This is a genomic window from Mesorhizobium sp. WSM4847, assembly GCF_055811335.1.
This window is the reverse complement of sequence record NZ_JBVVPY010000006.1, coordinates 1-13,338: the sequence shown is the minus strand read 5'-3', so window position 1 is coordinate 13,338 and position 13,338 is coordinate 1. Positions and strand designations below refer to the sequence as shown.

The following is a 13,338-nucleotide window of genomic DNA, read 5'->3' as shown; positions in this document are numbered from 1 at the left end:
TGGAAGCGCCCATGACGCGCTGGCTGCTGCGGATATTCAGCGCGATTGCGTTGGCCGGTTTCGCGGCAGCCGTCTGGTTTGCCGGACCATTGATCCGCTTTGCCGACACGCGTCCACTGGCACCCGTCTGGCTGCGCGTGACGATCATCGGCGTGATCGTTGCGATCGCGACGCTGTTTTATGGAGTGCGTCTCTGGCAAAAGCGAAAGGCGCAAAAGGCGCTCGAGACGATAGTCGCCCGCAACGACGACCGGGACGACGACTCGCAGGTGCTCGAGACTCGGATGAATGAAGCCATCGCTGCGCTCAAGCGGTCGAGCGGCAAGCGCAATTTCCTCTACGGGGTTCCCTGGTACGTCGTCATCGGCCCGCCTGGTGCCGGCAAGACAACGGCGTTGGTCAATTCGGGCCTGAATTTTCCGCTTGCCGGTTCGGGCGACGCCCAGCCAGTGGCCGGCGTTGGCGGCACACGATCCTGCGACTGGTGGTTCACCGACCAGGCGGTGCTGATCGACACCGCCGGGCGCTACACCACGCAGGATTCCAATGCGCAGAGCGACAAGAAGAGCTGGCTCGCCTTCTTGTCGCTGCTCAAGGGATACCGCACCCGGCAACCGATAAACGGGGTTATTCTGGCCATCAGCCTTGCCGATCTCATCAGCCTCGATGATCGGCAGCTTGACGCCCATGTCGTCGAAATACGCAGCCGTCTGCGCGAAATTCACGAAACACTGAAAATCCAGTTCCCGGTGTACCTGCTCTTCACCAAGGCCGACCTTGTCTCCGGTTTCATGGATTATTTTGGCGGCTTCGACGAGCAGCGCCGCCGCAAAGTGTGGGGCGCGACATTCCAGACCGCCGATCGCAGCAAGAACATGGCCGGTGAGGCACCGGCCGAACTCGACGCACTGGCAAAGCGCCTGGCAGAGGAGATGGCCGACCGCCTGCAGGAAGAGGCCGATCCGGTCGCGCGCATAGCCATCTTTGGCTTTCCAGCTCAATTTGACGCGCTAAAAAGCCGTATTGCCGGTTTCGTCGCCGGCATCTTCGATCCGGCCCGCGGCCAGGTGAATGTCAGCCTGCGTGGTCTCTATTTTTCGTCAGGCACGCAGGAGGGCACGCCGATCGACCAGGTGCTGGGCGCAATCGGCCGCAATTTCGGCAGCGCTTCTCGCGCCCATCTTTCCGGCACCGGCAAGAGCTTCTTCCTGCATGATCTTCTGACCAGCGTCATTTTCGCGGAATCCGGCTGGGTTTCATACGACAAATCGGCTGAAAGGCGTGCAGCGATCGCCAGGTATGGCGGCCTTGGCGCAATAGCATTGGTGGCTGCCGCGGCTCTCGGCACCCTGGCCCTGAGCTTTTCAGCCAACAGGTCGCTGATCGCTTCTACCACGCAAGCTGCAGGCCAGTATCGCGAGACGGCGGACCCGCTCCTCAAAAGCACTGAAGTCGCCGATGTCGACCTCGAAAACGTCATCGGCCCGCTCGACCAGTTGCGCGAGCTGCCGGCGGGGTTCGACACCGGTGACTTGCCGACCCCGATCCAGGAGACGTTCGGCCTCAGTCAGAGGGAAAGACTTCTTTCGGCATCAAAGACAGCTTACCGGCAGGCGCTGGAGCGCATGTTCCGCTCGCGCCTGCTGCTTCAGGCCGAACGGACGATCCAGGCCAGGATGGCTGATCCCACCGCGCTCTACCAACCGCTGAAGATCTACATGATGCTTGGCGGCAAGGCGCCCAAGGTCGACGACGAGCTGATCGTGTCGTGGATGAAGCAGGACTGGGAGCAGAACCGGTATCCGGGTGAAAACAACCGCGAGGGACGGGCGCAACTCGAAAAGCATCTGCGGGCCATGCTGGCGCTGGACGACGCCTATGATCCGGTTTTCGAACTCAATCAGCCACTTGTCGAAGCCGCTCAACGCTCGCTTGGACGCATGAGCCTTGCCGATCGTGCCTCTGCCCTGGTGAAGTCGGCGGTATACGCCGCAGCACTGGACGATTTTTCAGTCTCCGTCAAAGGCGGCCCGGAAGCGCAGCTGTTGTTCGAGCGTGTCGATGGTGGCGATCTGTCGGGCCTGCGCGTTCCCGGTATCTACACCTATAGCGGCTTCAACAACTTCTATCTCGCACAACTCTCGCGCATCGCGCAGATGCTTGTCGATGACCAGTGGGTTCTCGGCGGCGGCGCCGAGCAAGGCGGCATCGACCAGGAATTGCCAAAACTCGGTCCCGAACTTGTCGAGCGCTATGGCAGGGAGTTCGCCGCGGCGTGGAACGGCGTTCTCGAAAAGCTGAAGTTCAAGCCAATGCTGGAGGACAAGCCGGACTATATCGCGCTCTCCGCCGCCGCGTCACCAAGCTCGCCAATCGACCAGCTTTTTACCGCGATAGCCGACGAAACAGCGCTGACGCGAGAAGCTGGTTCCAGTGAAGAGTCAGGCTCCGGGGCCGAAGCCGGCATGCTTCAAAACCAGCCGCAAAACGCTGCAGATATCGCCAGCGGATTGGCCCGCATCGGCATTCAAATCGCCGGCGGCAAATCGCAAAGCCGGGCCGGCACGGGGTCCGCTCGCGCGCAAAACCAGTACCCCGGGGCGAACATCGAAGCGCAATTCAGATCATTCCAGGCTTTGGTGAGCGGTCCCACTGGGCGCCGCCCGATCGATGCACTGACCCAGAATTTCCGCGACATCCATCAAAGCCTGCAATTGGCGGCCGATATCCCTTCGCAAACGGAACGCGCCAACATGAATCTGCAGCTGCAGATATCCACGCTTCGCGCCAATGTCTCGCGGCTGCCCAAGCAACTCGCCCGAATGGTTACTGCGACCGCCGACGAGCTTGACGGCAACGTCGCAGAAACCTCGCTGACGAATTTGAACCAGCTGCTCGACCAGACGGTCACGCGCGCCTGCGAGGAGATGGTCGAGGGCCGTTATCCCTTCGCCAGCGATGGCCCGGAGGATATTGCGATGGCGGATTTTGCGAAACTGTTCGCTCCAGGCGGGCTGATGGACCGGTTCTTCGCACAGAATCTCGCATCGCTGATCGACATGACCGGCCAGGACTGGAACTGGAAGCAGGATGCGCGTTTCGGGCGCGACCTGTCGAAGTCGACCTTGAAAAACTTCCAGCTGGCGGCGGAAATCCGCAACGCCTTCTTTCCTTCAGGTGGTTCGGTGCCGTCGGTCAGTGTCACCTTTACACCGTTTTCACTGCATGGCGATGCCGATACGGCGGTACTCGACGTCGATGGCCAGATCGTCCAAAGCAACCAGGCCGGCAACGCGCCAAGCACGGTGACCTGGCCGAGCGGCATGGCTTCCGCGTCGGCGAGCCTGAGCCTCATTCCCGAAATGCCGGGCCGTGAGTCCGCGATCAAGTTCGACGGTCCGTGGGCACTGAAGCGCCTGCTGGACAAGGCCGATATCACCAGCACCGGCGGCAACACGCAAGCCCGCTTCGTGATCGGCGGACGCGATGTCGCCTATACGGTCCAGGCCAGTTCGGACCAAAACCCTCTCTTCCTTCCTGCGCTTTCCGGGTTCAGCTGTCCAAAGGCGTTTTGAGATGATTTTTGAATTTCCCAACACGGTGCGGCTGTCCATCGGCAACAGATGGGCGGACGTTTATTTCGATACTCTAACGTTCGAGCCTGTGGCAAACTGGCGCGAGCGAGCACCTGACGGGGCGCCGCAGAGGACGCTTGAGAAGCGCTTGGTGGCAAAGTGAACACTGTCGCCCTTCCCTTTGAAAGCTTCGGCGTTAGCCACAGAGGCTGTGTCCGTGAGCTCAATGAAGACAGCTATCTGGTCGAGCCGGAAACCGGCCTGTGGGTGGTGGCCGATGGAATGGGTGGCCATGATGCCGGGGAAGTCGCTTCGGCCAGCATCGTCGATCATCTGGCAACGATCGGCATTGCAAGCTCTGCACCGGATCTGCGCGCGCGCTTCGAGGACCGGCTGAGCCGGGCCAACGCCGAAATCCGCAGGATATCGCAATCCCGTGGGGTAACCATTGGCTCCACTGTCGCCGCCCTGCTGGCGATGGATGGGCGGTTTGCCTGCCTGTGGGCAGGCGACAGTCGCGTCTACCTGATCCGCAACGGCTCGATCTCGCAGATTTCGAAGGACCATACCGAAGTCCAGGAACTTCTCGACAAGGGCATGATCAGCGCAGCCGAAGCACTCGCCTGGCCGCGCCGCAACGTCATCACCCATGCGGTCGGCGTCAGCGACGAGATCGTGATCGATTTCCAGCAAGGCGAAATCATGCCGGGCGACATATTCGTGTTGAGCACCGACGGGCTGACAGCGCATGTCACAGACGCCGAGATCGAGGCGGCGGCGGTGTCGGCGACACCTCAGGCGGCCTGCGAAAACCTGCTGCAGATGGTGCTGGCGCGCGGGGGAACGGACAATGTCACGATCGTGCTCGTCAAGATCGGAGACGGGCGCAATGGGGCCTATCCCGGTCCTTCCAGAGCGGAAGGCTGAGGCCGATGAGCGCCGACGACAAGACGCGGATATCGCCTGACGTGGCCACCACAGCGGTCGGCACGCAACTCAGCGGCATCTATGAACTGGACGAGCGAATCGCATTCGGTGGCATGGGCGAAGTCTACCGTGGCCACAACATCCAGACCGGCGACCATGTCGCCATCAAGATCGTATTGCCCGAGTTCGCCCGTGACCAGACGATCCTGTCGCTGTTCCGCAAGGAAGCGACGATCCTCAATCATTTGTCGCACGACGCGGTCGTGCGATATCACGTCTTCACGATCGACCCGGGTATTGGTCGCCCCTACCTCGCCATGGAGTTCGTCGACGGCCAATCGCTGTTCGATATCATGGGACGTGGTCCGATGCCGACGGAAGACGTGCGCAAGCTCTGCCATCGTCTGGCTTCCGGCTTGAGCGCCGTGCACCAGGCCGGAGCGATACACCGCGACCTCTCCCCGGATAACATCATCCTGCCAGGAGGCCGGGTCGATCGCGCAAAGATCATCGATTTTGGCATCGCGCGATCGGCGACCGTCGGCGGCGAGACGCTGATCGGCGGAAAGTTCGCGGGAAAGTACAATTACGTTTCTCCCGAGCAACTCGGGCTGTACAGCGGCGATGTCAGCGAGCAATCCGACATCTACAGCCTGGGCCTGGTGCTGGCCGCTGCTCTGCGCGGGAAACCGATCGACATGGGCGGCTCCCAGTACGAGATCGTGGAAAAACGCCGAACCGTTCCGGACCTCTCCGACATCGACGCCGATTTTCGCGAAATTGTCGAGGCCATGCTGCAGCCGGACCCACAAGACCGGCCGATCAGCATGGCCGATATCGCCAGGGCGACACGTGACGACACGGACGAGGAGACAAGGCCGCCAACGTCGATCACACCGCGCGACCGGACGCCGCGAACCGGGGGAACCGCCGCGCCTGGCCCCAGGCTTGCCGGCCCCGAGATTGCCGGCCCCAAGATTGCAAGTCAATCTCCGGCGGCCGCCGGTGAGCAGCGCTTCGTTCCGCATGTCCGGCCGGCGCTTCTGTCCGAGCCAAGGCCGTCGCCAGTTGCCGGTCCTGCTCGGGCGGTCTTGCCAAAGGTCCCGGCAAAGTCCGCCAGGACCCGATCGATCGCGATCGCTGTCCTGGCGACATTGGCTGTCGCGTCGGGTGCAGGCGTTTATCTCAGCGGCGTGATGGCGCCTTCCACGCCGACCGCCGGCGACACAGCGTTCTTGTCGCCAAAAGCATCCAAACCGGGTCCGACGGACAGCGCGGCAAATTCGCCGGGCGATGAGCCGGCAAAAGCAGTTGCACCTGAGCAGTCACGAACAGAAGCCACTGCGCCGCCAACCGAAAGTCAGGCAGGCGCGGATCAAAAGTTGGAGCCGGCACGGCCCGCCGAAGTCCTCTCACCATCCGAGGAAACCCCGGAGCGGTTGGCATCGGAAGAAAGCTCGGAGCCGGCGGCATCCGCGGAAATCTCGGAGCCGGCAGCAGAAGAAGCGCAGTTGCCAGCTGAAAATCGGGCAGATGCCGCGGCGGATCAAAGGCTGGAGCCGACGCGGCCCGCCGAAGTCCTCTCGCCAACCGAGGAAACCCCGCAGCGGGCGGCCGCCGAGGACACCTCGGAGCCGGCGGCAGCCGAGGCGCCATCGCCAGCTGAAGATCGGGCAGATGCCGCGGCTGATCAAAAGTTGCAGCCGACACCGCCCGCCGAAGTCCTTTCGCCAACCGAGGAAACGCCGGTTCCGCCTCGCATCCAGGTCGCGCCAATGCCGCCGGCCGACAAGGCCTCGCCGCCCGCAGCGGTCCAGCCCGAAATGATGGAGAGCCGGAAGCCCGATCGGCCGGCCAGCCAGCAGGCACAACCCAAGGCGGCCGGGCGGGTGCCCGAACCCGCGGCAAGCCAGACGGATGATGCGAACGCAAAACGGCAGCAGGACGAGCCGGCGGCAGGCAAACAGCCGGGCGAAGCCACTGTTGCCTTGAACGTGCCGAAACCGGACCTGGAACTGCCGCCGAAAAATGCCCTCGACCCCGCTGCGCAACGGGTCTCCTGGGTGCGGGACTTCAACGGCGGCGACTGTTTCTATGCGACGTTGACGTCGGCAACCGAGGCCGCCGCCGCCATCGAAGGATTGGGCACGGAGGTCCAGCCGTTCGAACGAATGCTGTCCGATTTCCAGGCAAGATTCCGTGTCGAACCGGACATCAGCGTCCGCCTCATTGAGCCGGCTCAATGCGAAGTCACCAACTTTCTGCGCTTTCTGGACCAGATGCCGGCTGACAAGCCGCAGCTTGTTCTCGATCGAACGACGGTGCCGAGCGGCTCGCCGATCGGCGGCACGCTGGTGACGCAGGGCGGCCTGATTTCCAGCGTGCTGCTGATCGACCACAGGGGCATGGCATTCAGCCTCGACGATCTTATGCTGGCGCAAGCGGACAAGGCGACCTTCAACATTCCGATCGATCTCGGCGCAGCCGACAAGGCGGCCGGCAAGGTCGTGCCGCAGATCATAATGGTGATCACGGGTCCACAGGATATTCACGCTGCGGCGTTCTCCGAGCCGACACCAGCCGCGCTGCTGTTGCCCAGGATACTCGAAGAGATCGACGCCAACCGAGCTGAGTTCTCCGCCACGGCAAAGTACTTCCGGCTCGGCGGGTAGCATGGACGCCGATGGACCTCCGCAGCTCGCGTTTTTCCTTCCTGACCGCTGTCCCGCCCAACAATCAGCGTGACTGGCTTCGCGGCCTGCTTGCCCTGACAGGCCGTATCAGACTTACGGTCATATTGGGCGCGACATTGCTGGCTCTCCTGTCGCCTCACGAAGCGCGCGCCGAATTCACCGTCTGCAATCAGACGCTCGACGTCGTCAATCTCGCTGTCGGCCAAAAGGTCGACAATGCCGACCAGACCGATGGCTGGTGGACCATCGGCGCAAATCAGTGCGTCAACGTCATCCGCGAGGAACTTTCGAACCGCTACATCTACATCTATGCGACGGACGTCTTTGGCCATGCGACCCTGACCGGGTCGACCGAAATGTGCATCGACCGGCGGCGTTTCTCGATACGCGGCATCGATGAATGCTGGCAGCGCGGCCATATCGCCGCACGATTTCTCGAAGTCGATACGCTTGAACAGGCGCGGTGGACCTTCTTTCTGACCGGAAGCAATCCGTGACGCACAGTATCGACACAAGCTTCAAGTTGAAAAAGCAGGCCCGCGCCGCCCTGCGCAGACGCAGGCTCTGGCGCAGGCTGCTTGCCGGTCTTGCTGTGGCTGTCCTGTCGTCGATCGCTGTCGGCTTCTATCTCACCGCGGATTATTGGTCGTTTGGCGACGAGGATGAGGAGTTGCATGCCGTCGAGGGAACCGACGATGTGCCGGCCGACGCATCTGTCTATGTGCCTGCCATCATCGATCTCGCAGGCGACCCGATGTGGATCACGCTTGCGCCCGACACCGGCGGCGCAACAAAAAGCCAAGTCATCCCGCGGCCGGCAGAACTCGACCAGGTCGGCGTTTCTCCGCAGATCGAGATTCTGTCCGACGTGATGCTTAGCGCCAGCGAAAAGTTCATGACGACGATACCGTCCACGCAAGAAGATTTCGCATTCTTCCAGGCGCAGCGACAGACCGCGCCGGCGCCATCCAACGATCTGCAAAACGACGTTCAGCCACCGCCCGTTCCAAACGAGGCTCCGGTTGCTTCGGACCCGCAGGGGGGTGTCGATGATGCCGAAGCAGGTTGGGGCGAAACAATCGATTCAGGCGAGGCAGCCCTTCCCGCGTTCCAGAAAACCCAGATCGAAAACAACACAAGCGTTGCAAATGTCATCAGTGAACATCAACGATACGAGGCTACCGAGGACATTTTCGTAAAGATCCTCAACGACCGCAGCCTGGACAGTGTTGCCCTGGATGCGCATTTCTCCGCCGAGGATGCCAAGCTGGCAGGCGAAGCGCTGAAGGCGCTTTTCAATCGGGAGAGCCTTGAGCCAGGTCATGTCGTCGCCATGCGCGGTTTCAGGCCGACGCGCGAGACGACAACCATGTCCCTCATGCAGGTCTCGATCTACGCCAGGAACGTATTTGTCGGCACGCTGACGCGCAATGCCGCCGGTGTGTTTGTGTCTGGTGTCGACCCCTGGGTCCGCGAAGATTTGTTCAACTACTCGGGCGCACAGGCGCAAGGCACGCACAAAAGGCAATACCGGCTGCTCGACGCGATCTACTCGACAGCAGCGCGCAACAAAGTTCCAACCGGCGTGATCGGAGAAGCGATCATGTATCTGTCGCGAGGACAGGATCTGGATGCCTTCGCCAGCGAAGACCAGCGTCTGGTCCTGATCTATTCGCAAAAACCGCGTGGCAAGGAAGAGACGGCCGGACGGGTGCTGTATGTTGGCGTCCAGGGTAGCGAAAAAAGCCTCGACTGTTTCGTGTTCCAGCAGACCGACGGCCAGTTTGCATGCGTCAGCGGCGACGATCAGGTTCGCTCGCTGACAATCGCCAATGGCATGGTCACCCCGGTCAACGGGGTCATGACCTCGACTTTCGGCCCACGCAAGCACCCAATCCTCGGAACCGTTCGTATCCACAAGGGCGTGGATTGGGCGGCGCCTCTGGGCACGCCGATAGCCGCCGCCTTCGACGGCGAAATCGTCTTTCAGGGCGATGGAAGTGGTTACGGCAATTTGGTGAAGATTTCGCACGGGGACGGCAGCGAGACGCGCTATGCGCATATGCAGAAATTCGCTGATAAGGCCGGTGTCGGCGCGAAGGTGAAGGCAGGCGATATCATTGGCTATATCGGCACCACCGGTCTTTCGACCGGGCCGCACCTGCATTTCGAACTCTATCGCAATGGGCAGGCGATCGATCCGCTGGGCACGGTTACGGCAGTCGCGACGGACGCTTCCGCTGTCGAAACGCTGACCGAGCGTATCGTTCAAGTCGAAAGTGGCGGCAAGGCCCGCGCCAAGAACCCACTTTCTTCGGCGACCGGCGCCGGTCAGTTCATAACCAAGACGTGGATCCGGATGATGAACACCTACCGCCCGGAACTGGCGCGGACACTGTCAACCGCCGACCTGCTCGCTCTGCGTTTTGACGCCACCATCTCGCGCGAGATGGTCAGCAATCTGGCGCGCGAAGGCGAAGCCTATCTTCGGGCACGCGGCCACCAGATCACAGCCGGCCGGCTTTATCTCTGTCATTTCTTGGGGATGGAAGGCGCCCATCAAGTGTTGTCGTCGCCGGGCTCGGCGCAATTGAGCGCCGTGCTCGGATCGGCCGTCATTCAAGCCAACCCGTTTCTCACCGGCAAGTCCGCCAGCTATGTCGTGAGCTGGGCCGAAAGGAAAATGGGGCGGAAGCTGAGCCCGGCGATGGTTGAAGCGAGCCAACAAACAACGACAACGACGGAAGTCCGGCAGACATCGCCCGAGTTCGAAAAATACAAGCAGGCGATCACGGCTCTCATAGGCTCGATGCAGAATACCCTTTGAACGTGCTTCTCGAGGCGCGCGAGTTTGCCGTTAGTCCATTGGCGTTCCTGCTGCCAAGTGCTACTATAGCCAACTTTTTTTGGGCCTTTGTGAACCAAAACTGTGGTCGAGATCACATACGGCCAGGAGCCATTTTGGCATGCGCAGACATCGATAGTGCGCCCCGGCGGGGCGGAGGGCTGGACCATGAAAGCATTTGCCGTCTTTCTGAGCGGGTTTGTCCTGTTTGTCATCACGTCGCTTGGAGCCGAGGCTGCCGCGCCTGATGCCAAACGCGTGGCACTGGTCATCGGCAACAGTAAATATGTCCATGCCGTTGCCTTGCCCAATCCCGCCAACGATGCGCACCTCATCGCATCCACGCTACGCAATGCCGGCTTCCAGGTGATCGAGGGGCTCGATCAAGACAATGCAGGCATGCACAGCCTCATCAGTCGGTTTACCGAGCAATCCTACGATGCCGAGCTCGCCGTCATTTTCTATGCCGGCCACGGCATGCAGGTCGACGGCAAGAATTTCTTGATTCCGATAGACGCCGAACTGACATCGCCCGCTCATCTCAAGACCCGCACCGTTCAGATCGACGACTTCATGGCAGCGTTACCAGCCGAGCCGGCGATCGGCGTCATCATCCTCGATGCCTGCCGCGACAATCCATTGGCCAGGACGCTGGCCGCCTCGATGCCGAAGAGCCGTTCCGCCTCGTTTGGCTCCGGACTGGCGCCGATTGAAGCAAGATCGGACGGCGTTGGAACCGGCGGAGTCTTGATTGCGTATGCAACCGACCCCGGCGCCATCGCTTTCGACGGCAACGGCGTAAACAGTCCCTACTCCGCGGCGCTCGCCAGACACCTGACTGAACCTGGCGTTGAAATCCAGAGCGCGCTGACGCGTGTGCGCGGCCAGGTGACCGAAACGACACAAGGTCGCCAAAGACCTTGGCACAACGCATCACTGGGACGCGAGGTCTTCCTGGGACAGTCCAAAGCGGAAGCGGCGCCTGCCACAAAACCGATCGCTGGTGCGTCCGGCGCGATGACACCGGCGCCTGCCCCGGTGACCAACGAGCCTCCTTCCTGGGAGGTTGAGCAGCGTCTGTGGGACGAAGCTTCCAAGCGCAATTCCATTCCGTTCTACGAAGCCTATCTTGAACAGTTTCCGAGCGGCCGCTTCGCCACGGTGGCACGGCTGAACATCGACCAGTTGAACGAACCGAAGGCCGAAGATCGGCAGGTCCCGGCAGTCGATGAGGACGAGGCCAACGCAATTTCCGGCTCAGCCGTTCGCACCTCGGTTGGGGTTTCGGACGAGGTGAAGCACGCCCCGGGCACCGAGTTGACGGAAAGCGCGATCGGTCTCGATCGCCAAGGCCGTATCGATCTGCAGTTGCGCATCGAAGCCTTGGGCAACGAGCTTGGCCGTATCGACGGAAACATAGGCCCAAAAACCCGCCAGGCGATCGGCATCTGGCAAGCGAAAAACGGCCTGCCGCAGACGACCTTTTTGACACGCGAGCAACTGACGTTCCTGGTGATCCAGACGGATCCAATGATGGAATCGGTGCGCGCCAGCTACGCTGCCGATCTGGCTCGAGCACAGCCGAAGAAACAGGTGCAGCAGGCCCGCACAAAGAAGCCGGTGGCACAGAAGGCCCGCACACAAAAGCCGGTGGTGGCACAGAAGCCCCGCAGGCAGCAGGTCGTGGTTCGACGGGATGTTCCGCCGCCGGACAACAACGACTTCCTGACCAAGGCGCTGATTTTCGGCACCGGTGTGGCCGTGGGTGGCGTGCTCAACAACAACTGACGAGCCGGTTTCAGGCATGTCGACGCGGGCCGTGCCTCGGTGGCCGGAGCGGCCCTACTCGGTCCTTATCCGCATTTCCACCCGGCGGTTTACCGGATCGAATGGATTGGGGTTGCGCGGACTCGCTTCGCCCAGGCCTGTCGCTTTGATGCGGGCAGGATCGATGCCGTTGGAGGTGAGGAAGGTTGTTACCGATCTGGCTCTGCGTTCCGACAGCCCCTCGTTGTAGCGCTCCGAGCCGGTTGCATCTGTGTGACCCTCGACAACGAAGTTCAAAGTGCTCAGTCGGCTGTCCTTCAGTGCCTTGGCGAACTCGTCCAGTTCAGCACGCGCAGTCGCATCGAGTTCCGCAGAATCAAGGCCGAAATTGATCAGCATGTCGAGGCTGGTTTTTTCCGCAGGCGCTGCCTTGTTCTTGCTGTTGCACTCTTCTTCGGTGCCGACGCAAATTCCACGCGGCGGGCCGAGCTCGCTCGCCGCGTCAAAAAACTTCACGATGTCTTCTGATTTCTGAAGCGGATCAGCAAAAGCGTGGGTCGAATAAAACGCGACCGTAAACACGAAGGCTAAACTGCCCAACCGCATAACGGTTACTCCTGTCTTGAGCATCGATTTCATCGACTGCGGACAATACCAAATTGCGAAGCGGTTGTCTGTCAATAAACGTCAAGCATACGAGTGATGAAGGGCAGTCGCATCTTGCCAGGGACTGGAGACTTGACCCGCCCCGCCCAGGGCTTCAGTGTCGATTGTTCCCTAGGGAAAGCGTGGCGCCATGGCCAATGAGCTTCGATTCAAAACGGCACGGGACCTTTTCATGGCCTGCCCCGCTGTTTCCAGGGACATGGTGGCACTTCCGACCGAACAGCCTTCAATCGAATTTTGCCGCGCCCTGCTGGCCGGGCGGGTGCCAGAGGAGGCGATTACGTTCTGTGCCTATCTGCTTCCCGAGCGGGCTGCGGTGTGGTGGGCTCATGAATGCCTGAGCCACCTCACCGTTCTGCTCGACAGCAGGGACCAGGAATTGCTCGCGGTTGTTCGTGACTGGGTCAGCGAACCGGATAGCCCTCACCATCGCCCGGAAGTGAGCGAGGCTGCGGCAATGCCGCCAACAACGCCAGCCGCCTGGATTGCCCTGGCTGCAGGACGGCATGGCAACGGTTCAGCTGTGGAGGCGCCAGCCTTGCCGCCAGCCGCCCGCGCGGTGAGTGCGGGGGTTCTGGCCGGACTGGCACGTGTTGCGTTGGAGGACCGCTTTTCAGTTCTTTCCGCGTTTGTCGAAATGGGCATTCAGTTGGCAGAGACAGAGGCGCTGCGCCAGTCAGCGGATGCGAGTTAGACCGTCGCCCGGATCCGCGAGCGGGATACGTTCAAATTGAGCTGAGCATCCGGCTCTATCTCTTTGATTAAGCCGCATTCCTGCGACGCCAGGTGATTCCACTTGGCTGCAGAATTCTCTGAATTAGTTGCCTGGCTAACCTGCAGCCGCCATTCACCGTTATCCCCAGCC

General features: G+C 61.3%; 8 protein-coding genes. 7 read left to right on the top strand and 1 reads right to left on the bottom strand.

What is annotated here, in order from left to right; all coding sequences use genetic code 11:
- Positions 1 to 11: 11 nt before the first annotated feature.
- The 6 genes from tssM (at position 12) to AC0L28_RS09970 (ending at position 11,828) form a co-directional block, all read left to right on the top strand.
- Positions 12 to 3,575: a type VI secretion system membrane subunit TssM gene (gene tssM / locus AC0L28_RS09995; RefSeq protein WP_473477110.1), complete on the top strand. Its 3,564-nt coding sequence runs from the start codon at positions 12 to 14 to the stop codon at positions 3,573 to 3,575.
- 159 nt (positions 3,576 to 3,734) lie between these two features.
- Positions 3,735 to 4,502: a PP2C family protein-serine/threonine phosphatase gene (locus AC0L28_RS09990; protein ID WP_128172598.1), complete on the top strand. Its 768-nt coding sequence runs from the start codon at positions 3,735 to 3,737 to the stop codon at positions 4,500 to 4,502.
- A 5-nt stretch (positions 4,503 to 4,507) separates the two neighbouring features.
- The gene (locus tag AC0L28_RS09985; RefSeq protein ID WP_473477108.1) at positions 4,508 to 7,174 is read left to right on the top strand and encodes a serine/threonine-protein kinase; all 2,667 of its coding nucleotides are present in this window, start codon (positions 4,508 to 4,510) and stop codon (positions 7,172 to 7,174) included.
- An 11-nt stretch (positions 7,175 to 7,185) separates the two neighbouring features.
- Positions 7,186 to 7,692, top strand: coding sequence for a DUF1036 domain-containing protein (locus tag AC0L28_RS09980; protein ID WP_473477106.1), 507 nt, complete (start codon positions 7,186 to 7,188; stop codon positions 7,690 to 7,692).
- Positions 7,689 to 10,022, top strand: coding sequence for a M23 family metallopeptidase (locus AC0L28_RS09975; protein WP_473477104.1), 2,334 nt, complete (start codon positions 7,689 to 7,691; stop codon positions 10,020 to 10,022). Before AC0L28_RS09980 ends, AC0L28_RS09975 begins: the two co-directional genes overlap by 4 nt.
- 186 nt (positions 10,023 to 10,208) lie before the next feature.
- Positions 10,209 to 11,828: a caspase family protein gene (locus AC0L28_RS09970; RefSeq protein WP_473477102.1), complete on the top strand. Its 1,620-nt coding sequence runs from the start codon at positions 10,209 to 10,211 to the stop codon at positions 11,826 to 11,828.
- A 54-nt stretch (positions 11,829 to 11,882) separates the two neighbouring features.
- Here AC0L28_RS09970 and AC0L28_RS09965 read toward each other — a convergent pair whose 3' ends face one another.
- Positions 11,883 to 12,413 carry an OmpA family protein gene (locus AC0L28_RS09965; RefSeq protein ID WP_023801284.1) on the bottom strand — a complete coding sequence of 177 codons (531 nt, stop codon included), beginning with the start codon at positions 12,411 to 12,413 and terminating at the stop codon, positions 11,883 to 11,885.
- A gap of 190 nt (positions 12,414 to 12,603) precedes the next feature.
- Here AC0L28_RS09965 and AC0L28_RS09960 point away from each other — a divergent pair, with 190 nt between their 5' ends.
- On the top strand, positions 12,604 to 13,167 hold the full coding sequence (locus tag AC0L28_RS09960; RefSeq protein WP_473477099.1) for a DUF6931 family protein: 564 nt from the start codon (positions 12,604 to 12,606) through the stop codon (positions 13,165 to 13,167).
- The last annotated feature ends 171 nt before the right edge of the window (positions 13,168 to 13,338 follow it).

What these genes read in the sequence shown, in the direction of transcription:
- tssM (WP_473477110.1), top strand. Translation starts at nt 12, where the DNA reads ATGACGCGCTGGCTGCTGCGGATATTCAGCGCGATTGCGTTGGCCGGT.
- AC0L28_RS09985 (WP_473477108.1), top strand. Translation starts at nt 4,508, where the DNA reads ATGAGCGCCGACGACAAGACGCGGATATCGCCTGACGTGGCCACCACA.
- AC0L28_RS09980 (WP_473477106.1), top strand. Translation starts at nt 7,186, where the DNA reads ATGGACCTCCGCAGCTCGCGTTTTTCCTTCCTGACCGCTGTCCCGCCC.
- AC0L28_RS09970 (WP_473477102.1), top strand. Translation starts at nt 10,209, where the DNA reads ATGAAAGCATTTGCCGTCTTTCTGAGCGGGTTTGTCCTGTTTGTCATC.
- AC0L28_RS09965 (WP_023801284.1), bottom strand. Translation starts at nt 12,413, where the DNA reads ATGCGGTTGGGCAGTTTAGCCTTCGTGTTTACGGTCGCGTTTTATTCG.
- AC0L28_RS09960 (WP_473477099.1), top strand. Translation starts at nt 12,604, where the DNA reads ATGGCCAATGAGCTTCGATTCAAAACGGCACGGGACCTTTTCATGGCC.